General features: G+C 66.0%; 18 protein-coding genes. 12 read left to right on the forward strand and 6 right to left on the reverse strand.

All coding sequences use genetic code 11. The features are described 5' to 3' along the window. Nucleotides 1-105 precede the first annotated feature (105 nt). Nucleotides 106-2,022, forward strand: a complete 1,917-nt coding sequence (gene ftsH / locus ACQR1D_RS06050) for an ATP-dependent zinc metalloprotease FtsH (protein ID WP_315802592.1) — start codon at nucleotides 106-108, stop codon at nucleotides 2,020-2,022. A gap of 207 nt (nucleotides 2,023-2,229) precedes the next feature. Here ftsH and ACQR1D_RS06055 read toward each other — a convergent pair whose 3' ends face one another. Beyond that, nucleotides 2,230-3,435 (reverse strand): alpha/beta hydrolase family protein, encoded by a 1,206-nt coding sequence (locus ACQR1D_RS06055; RefSeq protein ID WP_434839578.1) that lies wholly within the window; start codon nucleotides 3,433-3,435, stop codon nucleotides 2,230-2,232. Nucleotides 3,436-3,619: 184 nt separating this feature from the next. Here ACQR1D_RS06055 and ACQR1D_RS06060 point away from each other — a divergent pair, with 184 nt between their 5' ends. The 3 genes from ACQR1D_RS06060 (at nucleotide 3,620) to ACQR1D_RS06070 (ending at nucleotide 7,388) form a co-directional block, all read left to right on the forward strand. Then, nucleotides 3,620-4,846 (forward strand): glycosyltransferase family 87 protein, encoded by a 1,227-nt coding sequence (locus tag ACQR1D_RS06060; protein ID WP_434839579.1) that lies wholly within the window; start codon nucleotides 3,620-3,622, stop codon nucleotides 4,844-4,846. A 157-nt stretch (nucleotides 4,847-5,003) separates the two neighbouring features. Next, nucleotides 5,004-5,678 carry a TetR/AcrR family transcriptional regulator gene (locus tag ACQR1D_RS06065; RefSeq protein ID WP_315802595.1) on the forward strand — a complete coding sequence of 225 codons (675 nt, stop codon included), beginning with the start codon at nucleotides 5,004-5,006 and terminating at the stop codon, nucleotides 5,676-5,678. Nucleotides 5,679-5,774: 96 nt separating this feature from the next. Beyond that, complete coding sequence (locus tag ACQR1D_RS06070; RefSeq protein WP_434839580.1) at nucleotides 5,775-7,388, forward strand: glycosyltransferase family 87 protein; 1,614 nt, start codon at nucleotides 5,775-5,777, stop codon at nucleotides 7,386-7,388. A gap of 7 nt (nucleotides 7,389-7,395) precedes the next feature. Here the strand turns inward: ACQR1D_RS06070 and pyk are convergent, their stop codons facing one another. After that, complete coding sequence (gene pyk / locus ACQR1D_RS06075) at nucleotides 7,396-8,832, reverse strand: pyruvate kinase (protein WP_315802597.1); 1,437 nt, start codon at nucleotides 8,830-8,832, stop codon at nucleotides 7,396-7,398. Continuing rightward, nucleotides 8,829-9,425, reverse strand: a complete 597-nt coding sequence (locus tag ACQR1D_RS06080) for a DUF1036 domain-containing protein (protein ID WP_315802598.1) — start codon at nucleotides 9,423-9,425, stop codon at nucleotides 8,829-8,831. The genes pyk and ACQR1D_RS06080 overlap by 4 nt, the downstream gene beginning before the upstream one ends. Nucleotides 9,426-9,625: 200 nt before the next feature. Here ACQR1D_RS06080 and ACQR1D_RS06085 point away from each other — a divergent pair, with 200 nt between their 5' ends. Both ACQR1D_RS06085 and ACQR1D_RS06090 read left to right on the forward strand, forming a co-directional pair. Then, on the forward strand, nucleotides 9,626-9,922 hold the full coding sequence (locus ACQR1D_RS06085; RefSeq protein WP_316179843.1) for a DUF1244 domain-containing protein: 297 nt from the start codon (nucleotides 9,626-9,628) through the stop codon (nucleotides 9,920-9,922). 252 nt (nucleotides 9,923-10,174) lie between these two features. Further along, nucleotides 10,175-10,450, forward strand: a complete 276-nt coding sequence (locus tag ACQR1D_RS06090) for a DUF2312 domain-containing protein (protein ID WP_008961835.1) — start codon at nucleotides 10,175-10,177, stop codon at nucleotides 10,448-10,450. Between the two features lie 166 nt (nucleotides 10,451-10,616). Here the strand turns inward: ACQR1D_RS06090 and ACQR1D_RS06095 are convergent, their stop codons facing one another. From ACQR1D_RS06095 to ACQR1D_RS06105, 3 genes are all read right to left on the reverse strand, one after another. Continuing rightward, a complete protein-coding gene (locus ACQR1D_RS06095; RefSeq protein ID WP_434893758.1) occupies nucleotides 10,617-12,257 on the reverse strand; it encodes a DUF882 domain-containing protein in 1,641 nt (546 codons plus the stop codon). A 269-nt stretch (nucleotides 12,258-12,526) separates the two neighbouring features. Further along, entirely contained in the window at nucleotides 12,527-14,602 is a 2,076-nt protein-coding gene (locus ACQR1D_RS06100) for a L,D-transpeptidase family protein (RefSeq protein ID WP_434893804.1), read from the reverse strand. Between the two features lie 386 nt (nucleotides 14,603-14,988). Beyond that, entirely contained in the window at nucleotides 14,989-16,482 is a 1,494-nt protein-coding gene (locus ACQR1D_RS06105; protein WP_434893757.1) for a sigma-54-dependent transcriptional regulator, read from the reverse strand. A gap of 120 nt (nucleotides 16,483-16,602) precedes the next feature. Here ACQR1D_RS06105 and ACQR1D_RS06110 point away from each other — a divergent pair, with 120 nt between their 5' ends. The 6 genes from ACQR1D_RS06110 to ACQR1D_RS06135 all read left to right on the forward strand — a co-directional run bounded on the left by ACQR1D_RS06110 (nucleotide 16,603) and on the right by ACQR1D_RS06135 (nucleotide 21,133). Continuing rightward, the gene (locus tag ACQR1D_RS06110; RefSeq protein ID WP_434893756.1) at nucleotides 16,603-18,585 is read left to right on the forward strand and encodes a M3 family oligoendopeptidase; all 1,983 of its coding nucleotides are present in this window, start codon (nucleotides 16,603-16,605) and stop codon (nucleotides 18,583-18,585) included. 84 nt (nucleotides 18,586-18,669) lie between these two features. Beyond that, nucleotides 18,670-18,894, forward strand: coding sequence for an AbrB/MazE/SpoVT family DNA-binding domain-containing protein (locus tag ACQR1D_RS06115; RefSeq protein ID WP_315802603.1), 225 nt, complete (start codon nucleotides 18,670-18,672; stop codon nucleotides 18,892-18,894). Further along, on the forward strand, nucleotides 18,891-19,286 hold the full coding sequence (locus ACQR1D_RS06120; RefSeq protein ID WP_315802604.1) for a type II toxin-antitoxin system death-on-curing family toxin: 396 nt from the start codon (nucleotides 18,891-18,893) through the stop codon (nucleotides 19,284-19,286). Before ACQR1D_RS06115 ends, ACQR1D_RS06120 begins: the two co-directional genes overlap by 4 nt. A 106-nt stretch (nucleotides 19,287-19,392) precedes the next feature. Beyond that, entirely contained in the window at nucleotides 19,393-19,545 is a 153-nt protein-coding gene (locus ACQR1D_RS06125; protein WP_315736334.1) for an aa3-type cytochrome c oxidase subunit IV, read from the forward strand. 131 nt (nucleotides 19,546-19,676) lie between these two features. Next, nucleotides 19,677-20,804 carry a Re/Si-specific NAD(P)(+) transhydrogenase subunit alpha gene (locus tag ACQR1D_RS06130; protein WP_434893755.1) on the forward strand — a complete coding sequence of 376 codons (1,128 nt, stop codon included), beginning with the start codon at nucleotides 19,677-19,679 and terminating at the stop codon, nucleotides 20,802-20,804. Nucleotides 20,805-20,815: 11 nt separating this feature from the next. Beyond that, complete coding sequence (locus ACQR1D_RS06135; RefSeq protein WP_284420324.1) at nucleotides 20,816-21,133, forward strand: proton-translocating transhydrogenase family protein; 318 nt, start codon at nucleotides 20,816-20,818, stop codon at nucleotides 21,131-21,133. Nucleotides 21,134-21,135 lie beyond the last annotated feature (2 nt).

Consider the following 21,135-nt stretch of genomic DNA (forward strand, 5'->3'; position numbering starts at 1 on the left):
GGTACCTAGATTACGAGACGGTCGACCGGGGGATTCCCTCGTGGCTACCCAGGGATGAGTCCGAGGACTAACGGCCGCGATCCGCGCGACCACGAAGGAAAATCGATGAACGCCAATCTGCGCAATTTCGCCCTTTGGGTCATTATTGTCCTGTTGCTGTTGGCGCTGTTCACACTCTTCCAGAACCCGGGGCAACGCGCGTCGTCGACCGACATCAACTTCTCGCAGTTGTTGACCGAGGTCGATCAGGGCAATGTGCGCGACGTCGTGATCCAGGGGCCGGAGATTCACGGCACCTTCAAGAACGGCTCGTCGTTCCAGACCTACGCGCCGAGCGATCCGAACCTCGTGAAGCGGCTGTACGACGCCAAGGTCAACATCCAGGCCAAGCCGCCCGGCGACAACGTGCCGTGGTTCGTGTCGCTGCTGGTCTCCTGGCTGCCCTTCATCGCGCTGATCGGCGTCTGGATCTTCCTCTCCAGGCAGATGCAGGGCGGCGCCGGCAAGGCGATGGGCTTCGGCAAGTCGCGCGCCAAGATGCTGACCGAGGCGCATGGCCGGGTGACGTTCGAGGACGTCGCCGGCGTCGACGAGGCCAAGCAGGACCTCCAGGAGATCGTCGAATTCCTGCGCGATCCCGGCAAATTCCAGCGGCTCGGCGGCCGCATTCCGCGCGGCGTGCTGCTGGTCGGCCCTCCGGGCACCGGCAAGACGCTGATCGCGCGCGCCGTGGCCGGCGAAGCCAACGTGCCGTTCTTCACCATTTCGGGTTCTGACTTCGTCGAGATGTTCGTCGGCGTCGGCGCCAGCCGCGTCCGCGACATGTTCGAGCAGGCCAAGAAGAACGCGCCCTGCATCATCTTCATCGACGAGATCGACGCCGTCGGCCGCCATCGTGGCGCCGGTCTCGGCGGCGGCAATGACGAGCGCGAGCAGACCCTCAACCAGCTGCTGGTCGAGATGGACGGCTTCGAGGCCAATGAGGGCGTGATCCTGATCGCCGCTACCAACCGTCCCGACGTGCTCGATCCGGCCCTGATGCGTCCCGGCCGCTTCGACCGCCAGGTCGTGGTCTCGAACCCCGACATCATCGGCCGCGAGCAGATCCTGAAGGTTCATGTCCGCAAGGTGCCGCTGGCGCCGGACGTCAACCTCAAGACCATCGCCCGCGGCACGCCCGGCTTCTCCGGCGCCGACCTGATGAACCTCGTCAACGAGGCCGCCCTGACCGCCGCCCGCCGCAACAAGCGGATGGTCACGCAGTCCGAGTTTGAGGAAGCCAAGGACAAGGTGCTGATGGGCGCCGAGCGCCGCTCGATGGTCATGACCGAGGAAGAGAAGATGCTGACCGCCTATCACGAGGCGGGCCATGCGATCGTTGGCCTCAACGTTCCGAGCCACGACCCGATCCACAAGGCGACCATCATTCCGCGCGGCCGCGCGCTCGGCATGGTGCAGTCGCTGCCCGAGGCCGACCGCCACTCGCACACCCGCGAATGGTGCGTCTCCAAGCTCGCGATGATGTTCGGCGGCCGCGAGGCCGAGGTGCAGAAGTTCGGGCCGGAGAAGGTGACCAACGGCGCCACCGGCGATATCCAGCAGGCCACCAACCTCGCGCGAGCGATGGTGATGGAATGGGGCATGTCCGACAAGCTCGGCCGCGTCCGCTACCAGAGCAATGAGCAGGAGGTGTTCCTGGGCCATTCGGTGGCGCGCTCGACCAACATCTCCGACGATACCGCCCGCCTGATCGACTCGGAAATTCGCGGCCTGATCGAGGCCGGCGAGCAGGAGGCGCGCCGTATCATCACCGAGAAGCGTGACGATTGGGAAGCGATCGCCCAGGCCCTGCTGGAATACGAGACGCTGACCGGCGAGGAGATTCTCGACCTGCTCAAGGGCAAGAAGCCGAACCGCGAATCGGCGATCGAGCCGTCGACGCCGCGCGCGTCGGCCGTACCGCCGGCCGGCAAGCCGCGGCCGCGACCCGATCCGGGCCTGGAGCCGCAGCCCCAGGCGTGAGCTGATAGCCGCGACAGGCTTCCGGCGGTCAGCCCGTCTGATCCGGAAGGCCAAGAGAAACGAAAGGCCCGGCTTGCAGCCGGGCCTTTTGTTTGTTTGGAGATATGTGCCGGCGGTGGTCCGAACCGGGGGTGAAGAGCGTGTCAGCTCTTGCCAAGTCGGTGGTTGACGGAGTGCCGCGGACCGCATCCAGCGGCGCCGCGCGCCTTACGGCTTATCGAACCAGGCCTTCCACTGCGGGACGGCGGTCGCGAACGTGCCGCGATGGCTGGTCGGTCCCGTCGACACCGCCTCGACCTTGCTGTTGCCGGCCCCGATCGCCTGCTGGTAGGTCATCGCCAGCCGACCCAGACCGGTCGAGATCGCCTCGTCGGTCTCGCCGTAATAGTTGCGCACCGGCGTCTTGATGATCCAGCGATAGGCCTGCGTCTGCGCGACCAGGCGGCCGTAGGCCGACGCCGCGAAATACTCCGCATCGAAATAGTCGGGCTTGAGCAGCTTGTGCAGATCGGTCGGGACGTCGGCGACGTTGAAGGGCTCGCGCTCATAGGCCTTGCGCGCGACGTCGTAGTAGCTGTCGCTGATCACCGAGCGCGCCAGCCCCGGCACCGCATAGTAGTTCTCGAACGCGAACGCCGACAGGATGAACAGCGAATTGACCCAGGCGGCGTCGTTCTTGCGCGGGAAGCTGAGGAAGCCGTTGAGCGCCACGGACACGTCGACAGGAGCGCTCGCGGTCGCCGCCGCCGTCACCGGCACGCCGGCGCCTTCGAGCTTCTCGAGAAAGGCCATGGTCACGAAGCCGCCTTGCGACCAGCCGGCGATATCGAGCCTGGAGCTCGTCAGCTTCATCTGTTCGAGCACGGCGCGGCTCGCCCGCAGCATGTCGTAAGTGGCCTGCTGATGGCTGGCCTTCACCATGTAGCCTTCCGGCTCGGTCGAGATGCCCATTCCGAAATAGTCGGCGCCGATCAGCAGATAACCTTGTCCTGCGAACTGCGCGATCATCAGCTGGGTCTCGGGCGACTGCTCCGGAAACGACGGCACCTCCTGCTTCCCGTACACCGTCCCGTGCTGATAGGACACCATCGGCAGGCTGGTCTCGCCGGTCTCGGGCACCGCGAGCAGGCCGCTCGCCGTGATCGGCTTGTTGCCGCGCTCGGGGATGACGGACGCATAGGTGACGCGATAGAGCCTGACGGCGTTGCGGGCCGGGGTGTAGGTCACCGAAACGCCCGCGAATTTCGGCGTGTCGACGGCGAGGATGGTGTTCAGCCGGGCGACGTCCCAGCGGGCCAGATATTCATAGCTGACGTCGGAGGAGACGCGGACGGGAGCCTTGTCCTGGGCACGGCTTGCGGTCGGCCAGATGGCGCAGACGAGCACCGCGATGAGAGCGCGATAAACGAACATGGAATCTCCCCGGCCTGCCGCCGTCGGTTGCATTCGGACTCCTGCGATACAGATCGCGAGTAAACAATCGGTGCGGCGCCGGCAGCCGCGCGCCGTCGCCCGCGCCCACGCTTAAGCCTTCTTCAAGCGTCCCCGCCTATGTCTCGATGAGGAGGCGCCCATGCAGGCGCGGGGCGAGGTCCAGATGGCTGACAATCCTGATGCCGCCGCGATCCCATCGCAGCGCCGTGACGTTCCGCTCGGCTTGTTCGCGGCCTGCTTTGCGCTCGCCTGCATCAACGCCTCGTTCTTCCCGGCCGGACTGTGGTCGGGCACCTGGATCTGGGACCAGGCGGGTCTCGGCATTCCCACCGACTTCGTCAACGTCTGGGCGGCCGGCAAGCTCGCGTTGCAGGGACATCCGGCGCTGGCCTGGGACTGGAACGTGCAGCGCCAGGTCGAGCTCGATCTGCTCCGGCAGGATTTCCCGGGCTACTTTGCCTGGCACTATCCGCCGCCGTTCCTGTTCGTCGCGGCGTTCCTGGCGCAGTTTCCCTACACGCTCGCCTTCGTCGGCTGGGTCTATGCCAGCTTCGTTCCCTATGCGCTCGCGATGCGCGCGATCGTCGGCCGCGGCTTCGGCCTGCTGCTGGCAGCCGGCTTTCCGGCCCTGTTCTCCAACGCGCTGGTCGGGCAGAACGGATGCCTCACCGCCGCGCTGGTCGGCGGCACGCTCTATCTGCTGCCGGTGCGGCCGGTGCTGGCGGGGATCTGTCTCGGGCTGCTGACCTACAAGCCGCAATACGGTCTGCTCTTCCCGATCGTGCTGATCGCCACCCAGCGCTGGACCGCGTTCATGTCGGCGAGCGTCACCGCCGTCGTGCTGGCACTGCTGTCATGGCTCGCCTTCGGGCTGGAGAGCTGGCAGGCCTTCTTCCATTGGCTGCCGATGTTCTCGCAGGCGTTCCTGACCGAGGGCAAGGCGACCTGGTGGAAGCTGCAGAGCCTGTTTTCGCTGGTGCGCTATTTCGGCGGCTCGGAAGCGCTCGCCTGGACCGTCCAATGGGTGCTGACCGCAACCGTCGCAGTCGTGCTGGTGACGCTGTGGCGCAGCCCGGTACGCTACGCGCTGAAGGCGGCGGCGCTTGCCGTCGGGCTGCTGCTGACGACGCCGTATCTGTTCATGTACGACATGATGGTTCAGGCCGTCGCCGTGGCCTGGCTGGTGCGGATCGGCCTCGCCGAGGGCTTTCGCCGCTACGAGCTGCCCGCGCTCGGCGGCATCGCGGCGCTTCAGATCACGTTCATGCTGTCCGGGATTCCGCTCGGGCTCGCCGCCAACCTGATCATGGCCGGCCTGGTGCTGGCGCGCGCCGGCTCGTGGTGGCGTCGGCAGCCGGCGCCCGCCGACATGGCGCTCGCGAGCGCCTGACGCTCCGGTCGGGGTCGGGCAGGGTCATGATTTCCCTTGTCTTCCTTCGTGAACAGGTGTTCAGTTCTTCCCACCTTTTGTGAGGTCGATCCTCCAAAAACACTGAACCAGCGTTCGCCGGGTGCCCTGGACGAGCGCGTCCGGGACGAGAAACGCCATGGTCTATCGGCGAACCCATCAGGTCGTGAAGCGGCTGGCGGCCCGCCGCAGCGCGATTTTGGCTGCCGCCCGTGAGACCGCCGCCGAAGGCGGCATGTCGGCCGTCCAGATCGCCCCGGTGGCGGTCCGGGCCAATGTCGCAGCCGGCACCGTCTATCGCTACTTTCCCTCGAAGGCCGATCTGATCTCGGAGCTGATTGCGGAGGTCTCGCGCGACGAGCTCGCCGCCGTCCGGCGCGCCGCCGACGCCGCGCCCGGTCCATCCTCGGCCCTGGCTGCCGCGGTATCCACAGTCGCAGTGCACGTCCTGTCGCAGCGCAAGCTCGCCTGGGGCATCCTGGCCGAGCCCGTCGACGTCGACGTGACGGCGTCACGGATCGCGAGCCGCCGCGAGATCGTCGGCGAGATCGCCTCGCGGATCGACGCGGCCGTCCGTGCCGGCCACCTTCCGGCGCAGGACACCCAGTTGGCCGCGACCGCGCTGCTCGGCGCGCTGCACGAGGCGCTGGTGGGGCCGCTGGCGACGGAGAATCCCGACGACCCTGCCAAACTCCGCGACACCGTTCAGGCGGTCACCCTGCTGGCGCTGCGCGCGGTCGGCGTCATGGACGCGCGTGCGCGCGGTCTCGTCGTGCAGGCCGTGCTGCCGGTCAGGAGCCTGGTCGGCGCGTAGTCCGCGCTTAAGCAAGGATTCACCCGGCGCGGCGATGGTGAGGCTGGCGTGCCGCGAGAGCACCGCCTTGCCCCACTCCAGGTGCCTCCTCGGACGATGTCGATTGCACGCAACCCTCTGGCGACGCGCCTCGTCATCGCCGGATCGGCCGCCGCCGGCGCCGTCTATGCGTATCTGGCCGGCGAGGACATCAACTGGGACTGGCAGAACTATCACGACTATGCCGGCTTCGCGCTGCTGCATGGCCGCTTCGATGTCGATGCGGCGCCCGGCGGCTTTCAGAGCTTCCTCAATCCGCTGATCTATGTGTTGCCCTATGCCGTCCGCCACGGGCTCGATGCGCCGTGGTGGGGCGTCACGCTGGGCGCGCTGCACGGCCTCAATCTCGCGCTGGTCTATTGGGTCGCGCGCGTGCTGCTCGGGCGCCTGGCGGACGCGTTCACGCTCAGCGCTGCGCTCATCATCGCGGCCCTCAGTCCGATGGCGCTGTCCGAGGTCGGCACCAGCTTTGCCGACATTCTGACGACCCTTCCGATCCTTGCCGGCATCGCGCTGATCTTCGGCGAGGACGATGAGCGTGGCCGCCGTTTCGTCGTTGCCGGCCTGCTGATCGGCGCGGCCACGGGATTGAAGCTCACAAATGCGACGTTTCTGGTCGGCGCCGGCGTGTCGCTGCTGCTGGTGGCGCGGCCGTGGCGCGCGATCGCCGCGTTCGGAGCGGGCAGTGCGGCCGGCGTGATCGTGACTGCGGGGCCGTGGGCGCTGAAGATGACGCGCGACTACGGCAGCCCGCTGTTTCCGTTCTACAACACGATCTTCCGGTCGCCCGAAGCGCCGCTCGCCTCGATCGTCGATACGCGCTTCATGCCGCAGGGCCTGCTCGATGCGCTCGCCTATCCGTTCTACTGGGTGATCGGCAAGCATCCCTCGTCGGAATGGCCGTTTCGCGATCCGCGCTTCGCCGTCGTCATCGTGCTGCTCGTCGCGCTGATCGTCACCGGCCTGTGGCAGCGGCGCGAGGTGCTGCCGCTGCGCGAGCGGCGGCTCCTGATCTTCTTCTGGCTCAGCTACGTCCTGTGGATGCTGGCCTTCTCGATCCAGCGCTATCTGATGCCGCTCGAGCTGTTGTCGGCGCCGCTGATCGTCCTGCTGCTCATCCGCCTGATTGAGTCCTGGCAGGCGGGCTCTGGCTTGGACGTGTCACCGCCGCGGCGGATGACGCAGGCCGTCGCGGTGATGGCCGCGCTCGGCATCGCGCTGGCATCGCAGCCGACCGACTGGATGCGGCGGCCGTGGTCGGATCCCTACCGGCCGCAGCTCGCGGCCAGCCTGCAACGTCCGGCGACGTTCCTGCTGCTGCAGAAGCCGCTCGGCTACGTCACGTCGTTCCTGCCCCAGGGCTCGCGCGTCTATCAGTTGTCGGAGCTCGTCGTGCCGATCGTGCCCGGCGGCGTGCTCGATCGCCGCGTTCGCAACGGCCTGGCCGATCCGTTGCCGGGCGGCGTCTGGGCGCTGTATTTCTCCAACAGCCCGGACGACAACCCGCCGCGGCTCGCGGCGCTTGCGGACTACAACCTTGAGATCGATTCATCGCGCGGCTGTGAGCGCATTCCCGGCGCCGCCGGCATTGCGATCGAGGCGTGTCCGGTGATTGCGCGGGTCAAGGCGCCGTCAACGGCCGGACTGGGATCGATCGAAACGACCCAATAGGCTCGTCTCAGATATGGGCGTCGCTCGACGGCCCGACATAGGCGATCCGCACCATGTTCGTGGTGCCGGGTGTGCCGAGCGGCACGCCGGCGACGATGATGACGCGCTGCCCGGCGCGGACGAAGCCGTCGCGGAAGGCGATCGAGCCGGCGCGCTCGACCATGTCGTCCTGGTCGCGCGCGTCCTCGGCCACCACGCAGTGCACGCCCCACACGACCGACAAGCGGCGCCCGGTCGCCAGGTTGGGCGTGATCGCGACCACCGGCGGCTTCGGCCGCTCGCGCGCGACGCGGATGGCGGTGGAACCTGACGAGGTCCAGCAGATGATGGTGGGCAGATCGAGATTCTCCGCAATCTGCCGCGCGGCTTCGGCGATGGCGTCGCCCGCGGTCGATTCGGGCTCGGGGCGCTGGGCCGCGATCACGGAGCGGTAGACCACGTCGCGCTCGACTTCCTCGCCGATGCGGTTCATGGTCGAGACCGCCTCGACCGGATATTTGCCGGCGGCCGACTCGGCCGACAACATGATGGCGTCGGCGCCTTCATAGACCGCGGTGGCGACGTCGGAGACCTCGGCGCGGGTCGGCACCGGCGACTGGATCATCGATTCCAGCATCTGCGTCGCCACCACCACCGGCTTGCCGGCGCGGCGCGCCAGCCGCGTCATCTGCTTCTGCAGTCCGGGCACACGCTCCAGCGGCAGCTCGACGCCGAGATCGCCGCGCGCCACCATCAAGGCATCGGAGACGTCGACAATGTCGTTGAGCCGGTCGATCGCCTGCGGCTTCTCGATCTTGGACATCACGGCGGCGCGGCCGCGGATGATCTTCTTGGCTTCCAGCACGTCGTCGGCGCGCTGCACGAAGGACAGCGCGATCCAGTCGATGCCGATGTTCAAGGCGGCGTCGAGGTCGGCGCGGTCCTTCGGCGTCATCGCCGACACCGGCAGGTCGGTGTCCGGCAGGCTCACGCCCTTGCGGTCGGACATCCTGCCGCCGATCACGACCCGGGTGACGGCGCGGGTCGGCGAGGTCTCCTCGGCGATCAGCCGCACCTTGCCGTCATCCAGCAGCAGCGCATGTCCGGGCTGCAGGGCGGCCAGGATTTCCGGATGCGGCAGGTGGACCCGCGTCGCATCGCCCGGCGTCTTGTCTGAATCGAGCACGAAGCTCTGGCCGTTGTTGAGCTGAACCGGGCCCTCGGCGAAGGTGCCGAGCCTGAGCTTCGGGCCCTGGAGATCGACCAGAATGCCGATCGGGCGGCCGTAGCTCGCCTCGACGCTGCGGATCGTGGCCACCAGCTCCCGCAGCTTGTCGTGCGGGGTGTGGCTCATGTTGATCCGGAAAATGTCCGCCCCGGCCTCGAACAGCTTGCGAATCATCGCGCTGTCCGAGGAGGCGGGACCGAGCGTGGCGAGGATCTTGATGCGTCGCAGCCGCCTCATGGCTTGGGTGCTTGCCCTGGCGGCAGGGCCGGCGCGGCCGCCGGCGGCGTGCCCTGCGGCCCATTCGGCAGACCGGGGACGTTGCCTCCGGGTCCAAGCGTGCCGGGAATTCCAGGCACGCGCTGCTGCGCCGGCTGCTCGTTGGCCTCGGTGAGCTGTACCGTCCAGGCGCGCTGGTCGCCGGTGTCGACTTCGAAGAAGCCGGTGCGGTCGAAGCCGCGGGCCAGGCAATTGTCGGTGCCCTTGATCGTGAATTCCTTGTCACGCGAGCACATGAAGGCCTGTCCCGACCATTCGCCGCCGCGGTCATAGTCCAGCGCATAGATGTAATAATAGCGCGCCACCAGCGTGCCCTTGAGCAGCGTCTCGCAGCTGCGTGACGACACGTTCCACCAGCCTTCGGTGGTCCAGCCTTCGGAGTCCTTGTAGCCGAGGGCGATCCCGACCCGGCTTGAGGTGTTGTTGCAGAGCCGAAAATCGGCGGCCGCAGGGGAGGACCACAGACAGAGCGCGGCCAGCCCAAGCAGCGAAAGCAGTCCGTAACCGGGGCGGAAGGGATTGCGATGCAGGAGAGAGGAGATTTTCGGGATCATTGCGCGACGCTATATCAACCGTTGAACGATGTCGCTGGGCTTGGCTGCGGCTGTCAACGCCATGACGATCTCGTGCGAAGCCGCTGCGATCGAGCGCCTCGCTCCTCCTGACGGTGCTGCGATATGGCCAAATCCGCGACGAAGCCTCATTATATAGCAGACATCCGTCACGGCGCGGAACAGGGAACAAAGAGATGACGATGGACAGCACCACCCGGACCGAGCTCGAAGCCGCCGCCTTTCGCCGGCTTGTCGAGCATCTGCGGACGAGAACCGACGTTCAGAACATCGATCTGATGAATCTGGCAGGCTTCTGCCGCAACTGTCTCTCCAACTGGCTGAAGGACGCCGCCGACGCCCAGGGAGCGCCAATGACCAGGGACGAGAGCCGCGAGGCGGTCTATGGCATGCCCTACGAGGAATGGAAGGCGAAACACCAGCGTGAGGCCAGCGCCGAGCAGCGCGAAGCCTTCAAGAAGTCGCATCCGGGCCACTGATCAGACGCGCAGGAGCCGCGCTGTCCGGCGCGGCAATGTGCGAATCGGGTGCTGCGCGGGATGGCGACGAAACACAAGTGGCGCGAGCTGCTTGCGCAGGCTTGACGCTGCGCAGGCCAACAAGGTGTGGGCGCTCTGTGGATGAGGTCGATGCCGCCTTGACGCAGGGCACGCCAGATTTGAGGGTCGCGGCGAACACGTAGCGCCCTTTGGCGCCTTTCTTGGACACAGAGTTCCACTCAGGAGTATCAGATGGCCACCTCCGCCGCCGCGAAGGACGACGACTCGCCCGCGACCCGCTTTGCCGTAGACCAGCTCAAGTCGATCATCGAGCGGATCGAGCGTCTCGAGGAGGAGAAGAAGGCGATCTCCGAAGACATCAAGGACGTCTACGCCGAGAGCAAGGGCAATGGCTTCGACGTCAAGGCGCTGCGCACGATCATCCGGCTCCGCAAGCAGGACCCGAACGAGCGCCAGGAAGAGGAAAGCATCCTCGAGACCTATATGCAGGCGCTCGGAATGATCTGAGCAGCAGGCCTCGCTCACCTGCAGGAGATCTCCGCTGCCCCTGACGGGGCATTCGCTTTCTCCAGATCAGGCTCGGCGCGCCGGCGGCATGCGCGTGTTGCGGCGATCGACGCCGCACTCCAAACCCGTCGATGCTGAGGAGAACGACTAGCAGGCCGCCGCGGCGTCAGCGCAAGGCTGCCGCGCGCATGGCGAAGGATTTGGTTTCGAGCTTGATGATCGCCGGCCCTGTGAACTGGTCGTAGCTCAGTCCTGGCGTCGGCTCGGCGGCGAAGCTCATCGCCAGCGCGACCTGCGGCTTGACGAAATAGCTGCGCATTACGGTGAGGTCCACGTCGCCCATTTTCGTCACGGACATCGAGGATGAAGCGCTCGGCGTCAGCATGATGGCCCGCATCCAGGTCGAATCGGGACCCTTGGCCGCCGAGATCCGCGTCGCCATCGTGATGGCGCCGTCCTGACCTTGCCCATTCTTCGCGGCCTCCGGCACCGGCGCGACGCTGCGGGTCGCCGGGCGGGCATTTCGCACCGGGATGACGGTCGTGGAGGCGGCATTGGCGCGATCGAGCGGAGAGGAGGCCGGGGGCGCGAAGGCCATGGCCTGCATCAGGCTCGCGGTCTGCTGCTGATCGATCGACGACAGCGCACGGCGCGCCGTGATCGCGGCAACCTGCTCGGGGGTGGCCTGCTTCGGCGTGCCGGGATTGTCACCCCAGAAGCCGCGCGAATTGATGATGTCGGCGACGCTCTGCGGCGCGCCGTCCCTGGATCTGCTGCCGACGGCGCCCGTCGTTTCGGACTTCGTCTCCGGCTTGGTCGCCACGGGCTGAGCTGCAGATTGCGCATCCGCGGAGGCCAACTGCAGGGTGTTGACGATCTTGCCACGCGCGGTGGCGGCTTTGCTGTCCACCGATCGCTCGGCGGTCCGGCTGTCCTTGTCGGAGTTCTTGTCAGCCGGCTTGGCGGCGAGTGCCGCGGTTTGAACCGGCTTGGCGTCGGCCTTGCTCTCGCTCTCGCCCGACTCCTCGTCATCCTCGCTCGGACGACCGCGGAACAGCCGTGCAAACAGGTTGGGGCTGGACGACGTGTCATCGCCATTGCCGCGCTTCTCGATCTCGGCCTTGGCCAGCTCATAGCCCTTGAGCGGAACGCCGTTGCTCGGCACGTGAACGGTCTTGCCGTCCGGGAACACGCGGGCGAGCTGCTCGGCGGTCATGCGCGGCCAGTGGCGGATGTTGCCGGTGTCGAGATGGACGAAGGGCGAGCCGGAGGTCGGGTAGAAGCCGACGCCGCCGCGCTGCAGGCGCAGGCCGGCGAAGCGAATCTGCTCCAGCGGCACGCCAGGGATGTAGAAGTCCATCGCATGGCCCAGCATGTGCTGGCTGTGGCGGGCCACCCCGGAATGCGCCGAGCGCCGGCGCAGCATCGAATTGGTGGCGGGCGACCGGTACGACGAGATGATCTGGATCGGCTGCTTGGCGTCGACGTCGCGATAGACTTCCCAGAGGATGTCGAACAGGCGGCGGTCCATGACCGTCTCGTCCTGGGTGCGCCAGTCGCGCAGGAAATGGTTGAGCTTCTTCAGCGCGTCTTCGTCATAGCGGCCTTCGCGCTTGAAGGTGACCGTGAGATCTTCGCCGGAATGGGTATGGTGGAAGGAGAGCGTCTTGGTCTCGTTCAGTGCAGCGGCGTCGTGCACCGAGCCGGCGCCCAGCACCAGGAGCAGTGCCGCCAGTCCGTATTGGCATCCAGCCTTCCAGCCCGCTCTCGTGAGCGAAACAGATTGGCGCGCGAAAACAGACAGCAAGATGCAGCCCACCCCGTCGACGAGCGTTTACTCGAATACCCTCTTGCGGCCCGTCCGGCGGAAGAGAGAGGAAACGCTTACCTAAGGCGGGATGGTTAAGGGATACTCACCGACCCGCCCCCCAATTACCCTTAACATATACTCTTGAGTGTGGCGAAAAAGAGCCATCGAATCTTGGTTGATCATTGTGGTTAACCTAAAGCAAAGGCCCCGCCGATCGGCGAGGCCTTTGATCTCAAAATGGAATTTGACCGTGATCGGCGGCCTGATCAGCGGGTGAAGACCCGCCGGGCAGGGCGGCCGACCGGCGCCGGCGGCGTCGGCGCGCCGCCGCCGCCGCCAAACAGCCGCTCGAAGAAGTTCGGGCCGGAGGAGAAGCTGTTGTCGCTGAGGCTGACCGAGTTCGGCAGCGGCCCCTTCGGACGCGCGTAGCTCGGCTGGGCATGGGCGACGACGTTCTCGAGATCCTTGCCGCGGCTGTTCTTCAGGATCGCGATCATGGTGGCGTCGCGGCCATAGATGTCCTTGCGGAATTGCAGCTTGCCGGCATCGTCGACGAAGGCGGTCTGGTAGGTGATGTTGACCGGAATCGGCGTCGGGAATTTCAGGTCGATCTCGCTCCGGCCGTACATGCTGCGGATGCGCTCGGGCGTGTAGCGCTCGCCGGGCATGGTGATGTTGAGCAGGACCGACGCGTACTGATCCGGATACTGTACGCGCATGCAGCCATGGCTGAAGGCGCGCTCGTCACGGGCGAACAGGTTCTTGTCCGGCGTGTCGTGCTGATAGACCAGGAACTTGTTCGGGAAGTTGAAGCGGATGCGGCCGAGCGCGTTGGCCTCGCCCGGCGGCTGCGAGATGTGGATCGAGCCGTCGCGCGCGCGCTCCAGCCGGAGCCCCATGCGGTCGAGCACCGTCGGATCCTGCTGCAGGGCCGGCAGATACTCGTTGTAGATGATCGACGGCGGCACGTTCCAGGTCGGATTGACCGTGATGAACTTCATCGTCTCGCTGAGCAGCGGCGTCGCATGCTGCCCGGGCTTGCCGGTCACCACGCGGGTGCTCCACACCTGCGCGCCGTGCTGCATCACCTTCAGCGTGTAGTCGGGGATGTTGAGGATCACATAGGCGTCGCCGATGCCGGGGGCGCCGAGGTCGCGCGGCAGCCAGCGCCAGCGCTCCATGTTGACGAGGACCGTATCGATCTGCTTGTCGCGCTTGGGCGTGTTCAGCGCCTTCACCGTGCGGTCGTCGAGCACTCCGGTCGGCTTGAGGTCGACGCTCTCCTGGAACTTGCGGACGGCGGCGGCGACCTTGGCGTCGTAGCGGATGTCGTCGGCATTCTCGGTGAGACCGAGCTTGGCGCGCAGCTTCGGCACGCGCGGGTCGGACATCTGCGCCTCGGCCTCCGGCGCATTCTTGCCGCGGGCAGGCGTGTATTTCAGCGGCTGGCCTTCGTCGATGATCACGGGCGCGCCGTCGGTGACGCCGCGCAGCTCGGCGAGCTTGGCCTTCAAGAGCTTGTAGAGCTTGTGCGGAGGGTTGTAGCTCTCGAGCGCCGCCGAGGCGTCCTTGGCGCCGGTGACGTTGGCCAGCACCTCGTTGGGGTCGACCGGATGCTCGGGATACTGGATGTCCGCCGAGACCTGCGACCAGTGCATGCGGCCGCTCTGCGCCTGGCGCGCGTAGTCCATCATGCTCTCGGTGAGCCTGAGGTCGGCTTCCGCGAGTGCATCCGGTGCGGAGGCTGCGGCTGCGAAGTCCGGCACCGGATAGTCGCCGGGATTGAGGCCGTCGGCTGCTGCATCCTTGAGACGGGCGATGACGCCCTTCGCGGCGGCGGTCAGGCTGCCGCCCTGGGTCCAGACCGGCGCATAGTCGCGGCCGGTGTAGAACTTCTCGACGGCGGCGCGCTCGGCCTTGCGGTCGAAATACTTCGTCGCCTTGGTCGCCATCAGGTCGCGCAGACGGTCGGCAACGGGCTGGTCGGCGGCGGGAATGGTGCTGGCGGCCTTGACCGGCTCCGGGGCTGTCGCGGTGACAGGAGCCGCTGCGGGCGGCGTGGCGACGGTCTTGGTGGGATCGGCCGCAGGCGCCGCCGCAGAGTCGACCGGCTTGACCGTGGTCTCGGGCGCCTTGACCTGCTCGGGCGACACGGTTGCGGTGGTGTCGGATTTGGTTGTGTCGAGTTTGAAGTCACTGGCGGTCGGCGGCGGCACGTTGGCCGGCTCGGGGAACGGGATCGCCGCATCGATGGCCAGCTCGGCCGCGCTGTTGCGGGGCGGATCGCTCTGGGCGAAAGCAGAGGTCGAGGACACCGCGAGGAAGGTCGCCGCGACAGCCATGAGCACGCGGTCATATCCGCCACGGGTGGTCACACAATCTCGCATCGTCAATCCCTCGGATGATCTGTCCCGGCTGGAACAGGTGTAACAAGGTCGATCCGCCAGCTTCGGCGTAGGTACCGCCGGTGAGGATGGCTCACGTCTGCACGCAATGATTCACGCCCAAACGATACTCAAGCCCCACTTCTGCGGCCAGCGCCACACGGGACAACTCACGACAAACTGACTCTTGGGAAACCCCGGCCAAACCGATCGTGCGTTTGTGCCACGCGTTATTTCCTTTGTCTGTCACCGCAAGGCAACGGTTCAGATGTTCCATTGTTGCCAAGACTTGCGGCCTTTTTCGGACGACAGCCGAGCGCGACCATGGTGAGCATCCGCGCGGCTCAGCCGAGCGGCGGGCTTTCCGTTGCGGGCGTCTCGCCATTGGCTTCGTCGAGCTTGCGGTAGAGCGTTGAGCGTCCGATTTTGAGGCGGCGCGCCACCTCCGACATCTGGCCGCGGTAATGGGCGATGGCGAAGCGGATGATCTCATGCTCCATCTCCTCGAGCGGCCGCACCTCGCCGCTCGCGGTGAGCAGCGGCAGGAACCCATGCGAGGGCAGAGGGGCAATGGGTACTTCACTACCCGGTACCATCGCAGGCAGGGGAGGAACAGGCCGCTCCACGGTGAGGGCCGGCGCAGGCTCGACCGGCGGCGCGTGGGTGGGAATCAGCGGAAAATCGGCCACGCCGAGCTGGTCGCTCTCGCCCATGACGACGGCGCGGTAGACCGCGTTTTCCAACTGGCGGATGTTACCGGGCCAGTCGAGCTTGGTCAGATAGGCGACGGCCTCGCCGGTGATGCCCGAAATGGCGCGGTTCTCCTCGGCCGCAAACCGCGCGAGGAAATGCCGCAACAGATGCGGGATGTCCTCGCGGCGGGTGCGCAGCGGCGGAATGGTCAGCGGCAGCACATGCAGCCGGTAGAACAGATCCTCGCGAAAATGTCCTTCCTTGACGCGGTCGAGCAGCCTGCGATTGGTCGCCGAGATGATGCGCACGTCGACCTTGACCGGCTTGCGGCCGCCGACGGCCTCGACGGCGCCCTCCTGCAGGGCGCGCAGCAGCTTGACCTGGGCGGCGAGCGGCAGCTCCGAGACCTCGTCGAGGAACAGCGTGCCGCCATGGGCTTCGACGAACTTGCCCATGTGACGCTCGGTCGCGCCGGTGAATGCGCCCTTCTCGTGACCGAACAGGATCGATTCCACCAGATTGTCCGGAATCGCGCCGCAATTGACGGCGACGAACGGCTTCGTCTTGCGCTCGCTGGTGCCGTGGATGGCGCGGGCGAACAGCTCCTTGCCGACGCCCGATTCGCCTTCGATCAGCACGGGAATCGACGAGGCCGCGGCCTTCTCCGCGATGCGCAGGATCGGCGCCATCGCCTCGGCGCGGGTGATGATGTCGGCGAAGGTCAGGCGGCCTTCGCGGCTGTGCCGGATGCGCTGCAATTCGCCCTTCAGGGCCGAGGTATTGAGCGCATTGCGCAAGGAGACCTGGAGCCGCTCGATGCCGACCGGCTTGACGACGAAATCCTGCGCGCCGGCGCGCATCGCGGAGACCACGTTGTCGATGCCGCCATGCGCGGTCTGCACGATGACAGGTATCGAAATCCCGATCTCGCGCATCTTCGAGAGCACGCCCATGCCGTCGAGGCCGGGCATCACGAGGTCGAGCACGATGGCGTCGATGGGGCCGGCGTCAGGATTGGTCAGCTTCTCGATGACGGCGTCGCCGGTCTCGACGACGACCGCCTCGTAGCCGCATTTCTGCACCATGTTCTCCACCAGCCGGCGCTGGACCGGATCATCATCGGCAATCAAAATGCTGGCAGCCATGGCTTTCCTTGCACGCTACGACTATCTGTCTCGAATCGGGGCACTCTCGCCGACGCCGATTAACGCAACCTTAAACCTCGCTGATCGGGATAAACGTTCGAACAACAGGTTACCCATCCGATGACCTCGCGCGCCTCTTCTGCCCTTCGCAAGCCGACCAAAGCTGCTCCTCCGCCCAAAGCCGCGTCAAAGACTGCCAAGGCCAAACCGGCCAAGACGTCCGTCGTCAAGACGCCGTCGAAGCCGGCGGCCGCCAAGGCCAAGCGTGGCGCGACGGCCAAATCATCTGCAAAGCCGGCGAAGAAGGTGGTCGCGGCCAAGACCGGAATCGGAACGCTGCCCGAATGGAATCTCGGCGATCTCTATATGGGCATCGACGCGCCTGAGATCGCTCACGATCTCGCGAAGATGGATGCCGAATGCGTCGCGTTTGAGACCGACTACAAGGGCAAGCTCGCCGAGCACGTGGCGCGCGAGGATGGCGGCGAATGGCTCGCAGAAGCCGTGCGGCGCTACGAGGCGATTGACGATCTTGCCGGACGGCTCGGCTCGTTCGCCGGTCTCGCGCATGCCGGCGACAGCGTCGATCCGGCGATCTCCAAATTCTACGGCGACATCTCGGAGCGGCTGACGGCCGCGTCGACGCATCTGCTGTTCTTTCCGCTCGAGCTCAACCGCATCGACGACGCCGTGATCTCGCGCGCGATGGAGACGCCCGCGCTCGGTCACTACCGGCCGTGGATCGAGGACCTGCGCAAGGACAAGCCGTATCAGCTCGAGGATCGCGTCGAGCAGCTATTCCACGAGAAGTCGCAGACCGGCTATTCGGCCTGGAACCGGCTGTTCGACCAGACCATCGCTGGTCTGCGGTTTCAGGTCGGGGCCAAGGAGCTCGCGATCGAGCCGACCTTGAACTTCCTGCAGGACCGTGACGGCGCCAAGCGCAAGGCCGCCGCCGAGGCGCTGGCCAAGACCTTCAAGGCCAATGAGCGAACCTTCGCGCTGATCACCAACACGCTCGCCAAGGACAAGGACATCTCCGACCGCTGGCGCGGTTTCCAGGATGTGGCGGATTCGCGCCATCTGAACAATCGCGTCGAGCGCGAGGTGGTCGATGCGCTCGTGGCCTCGGTGCGCGCGGCCTATCCAAAACTGTCGCATCGCTACTACCAGCTCAAGGCGCGCTGGTTCAAAAAGAAGAAGCTCGCGCATTGGGACCGCAACGCGCCGCTGCCGTTCGCCGCCAATGCCACCATCGCGTGGCCGGAGGCGAAGAGCATGGTGCTGACGGCCTATCGCGGCTTCTCGCCGGAGATGGCCGACATCGCCCAGCGCTTCTTCGATCACAGCTGGATCGATGCGCCGGTGCGCCCGGGCAAGGCGCCGGGCGCGTTCTCGCATCCGACCACGCCCTCGGCGCATCCCTATGTGCTGATGAACTACCAGGGCAAGCCGCGCGACGTGATGACGCTCGCGCATGAGCTCGGCCATGGCGTGCACCAGGTGCTGGCGGCCAAGAACGGCGCGCTGATGGCGCCGACGCCGCTGACGCTCGCCGAGACCGCGAGCGTGTTCGGCGAGATGCTGACCTTCAAGCGGCTATTGTCGGAGACCAAGGATGCCAAGCAGCGCCAGGCGCTGCTCGCCGGCAAGGTCGAGGACATGATCAACACGGTGGTGCGGCAGATCGCGTTCTATTCGTTCGAGCGCGCGGTTCATACCGAGCGCAAGAATGGCGAACTGACCGCGGAGCGGCTCGGCCAGATCTGGCTCTCGGTGCAGACCGAGAGCCTCGGCGAGGCGATCGAGATCAAGCCGGGCTACGAGAACTTCTGGATGTATATCCCGCACTTCATCCATTCGCCGTTCTACGTCTACGCCTATGCGTTCGGCGACTGCCTCGTGAACTCGCTCTATGCCGTCTATGAGCACGCCGCCGACGGCTTCGCCGAGCGCTATCTGGCGATGCTGTCCGCCGGCGGAACGAAGCACTATTCGGAGCTGCTCGCCCCATTCGGACTGGACGCCAAGGATCCCAAGTTCTGGGACGGCGGCCTGTCGGTCATCGCCGGCATGATCGACGAGCTGGAGGCGATGGGGTAGGGCTGTTAAACATTTGTTGAACGGCAGAAAGGGGTGCGTTATACGTCTGTATAACACGCCCCTTTCTCGCTAGCGGACCTCACCATGAAGATCGAGATCAAGAAGATCGGCAATTCCGATGGCCTGTTGCTGCCGCGCGAGTTGATGCAGCGGCTCGATCTCAAGCGCGGCCAGCAATTGCATATCGTGGAACTGCCCGGGGGCGGATTCCAGGCGCTCCCCTACGATCCGGATTTCGAGCGGACGATGGAGATCGCCGACGACATTATGGATGAGTACCGCGACACCCTCGCCGCGCTCGCCAAATGAGCGACCAGCAAGAGCCGCTTTGGATCACCTACGAGCAGGCGATCGCGATTCACGCCCGTCAGTTGCGCCGCTTCGGCGGCGCGCCAGGACTGCGCGAAGAAGGAATGCTGCGGTCGGCGTTGGAGCGTCCGGTCAACAAATGGAGCTATGAGCAGGCGACGCTGCCGGAGCTTGCCGCGGCCTACGCATTCGGGCTCGCCAAGAACCACGCCTTCGTCGACGGCAACAAGCGCATCGCGTTCATGGCGATGATGACGTTTCTGCGCAGAAACGAAATCGCGTTCGCGCCCGACCCTGCGCAGGCAACTGCCATGATCCTCGCCCTCGCCGCCGGCGAGGTCAGCGAGGCCAGCCTGACGCGCTGGATCCGTGACAATTGGCCTGGCCAATAGCCCGATCGGAAAAACCGATAAAATCGCCTTGCATGCCAGCCGTTGCCCTTGCATCGGCTTTGAGGTATGCGACCTTAACAAAGCAATTTTTCTTTGGGGGACCCCGATGGCAAACCATGGCGAGATCGCCTACTCGACGGCTGACGGCAACGACTACGTGGCGCATGAGGCCACCTATGAGGGCTTCATCAAGCTGGTGAAGTACGGCACGATCAGCGTCGCTCTCATCGTCATCTTGATGGCTATTTTCCTCGCTTAATGTCGCTATGGGCCCGCCGGCATCTCCGCCGGCGGGCCTTCAGCTGACTGGCCGGGCCGATCCGCCGTCATGCTGAAGCCATGGACGTCCCGCCCTTTTAAGCTCGCGCGCGCATTCGCGCCGGAGGCCTCATGAAGATTGCCGTCGCCAAGGAAATCGACCCGTTGGAGCCGCGGGTCGCCGCCTCTCCCGACACGGTGAAGAAGTTCAAGGCGTTGGGTGCCGAGATCGCGGTCGAGCCCGGCGCCGGCATCAAGTCCGGCCTGCCGGATTCGGAATTCACGGCGGCAGGCGCAACCGTCAGCGCCGACGCGCTGAAGGACGCCGACATCATCATCAAGGTGAAGCGGCCGGAAGCCTCCGAGCTCGCCAACTATCGGCGCGGCGCCTTGGTGTTCGCGATCATGGATCCCTACGGCAACGATGCCGCGCTCAAGGCGATGGCCGATGCCGGCATTGCCTCGTTCGCGATGGAACTGATGCCGCGCATCACCCGCGCCCAGGTGATGGACGTGCTGTCGAGCCAGGCGAACCTCGCCGGCTACCGCGCCGTGATCGAGGGCGCCGAGGCGTTCGGTCGCGCCTTCCCGATGATGATGACCGCGGCCGGCACCGTGCCGGCGACCAAGGTCTTCGTGATGGGCGTCGGCGTCGCCGGCCTGCAGGCCATCGCAACCGCGCGCCGGCTCGGCGCCATGGTCTCCGCCACCGACGTGCGCCCCGCCACCAAGGAGCAGGTGGAGAGCCTCGGCGCCAAATTCCTGGCGGTCGAGGACGAGGAGTTCAAGAACGCGCAGACGGCCGGTGGCTATGCCAAGGAGATGTCCAAGGAGTACCAGGCCAAGCAGGCGGCGCTGACGGCGGAACACATCAAGAAGCAGGACGTCATCATCACCACTGCGCTGATTCCCGGCCGTCCAGCGCCGCGCCTCGTCACCATGGAGATGGTGAAGTCGATGCGCCCTGGCTCGGTCCTGGTCGACCTTGCGGTCGAGCGTGGCGGCAATGTCGAGGGCGTCAAGCTCGGCGAGACCGTCGAGATCGACGGCGTCAAGATCATCGGCTACCCCAATCTCGCCGGCCGGGTCGCAGCGTCCGCCTCCGGCCTCTACGCCCGCAACCTGTTCTCCTTCATCGAGACGATGATCGACAAGAAGGAAAAGACACTGACGGTGAACTGGGACGACGAGCTGGTCAAGGCCACGGCTTTGACAAAGGATGGCGCCATCGTCCACCCGAACTTCCAGCCGAAGGCCTAAGGAGCAGAGCCATGGAACATGTCGTCCAAGCCGTCGACCCCTTCGTCTTCCGGCTGTCGATCTTCGTGCTGGCGGTGTTCGTCGGCTACTTCGTGGTGTGGTCGGTGACGCCGGCCCTGCACACGCCGCTGATGTCGGTGACCAATGCGATCTCCTCGGTGATCGTTGTCGGCGCGCTGCTGGCGGTCGGCGTTCCCATGCTGTCGAGCGGCAGTGGTCTGGCGCGAGCGTTCGGCTTCATCGCGCTGATCTTCGCCTGCGTGAACATCTTCGGCGGCTTCCTCGTCACCCAGCGCATGCTGGCGATGTACAAGAAGAAGTCCAAGTAACA

The sequence above is a fragment of the Bradyrhizobium sp. HKCCYLRH2047 genome, assembly GCF_051168175.1.
In the GTDB taxonomy this organism is placed as follows: Bacteria; Pseudomonadota; Alphaproteobacteria; order Rhizobiales; family Xanthobacteraceae; genus Bradyrhizobium.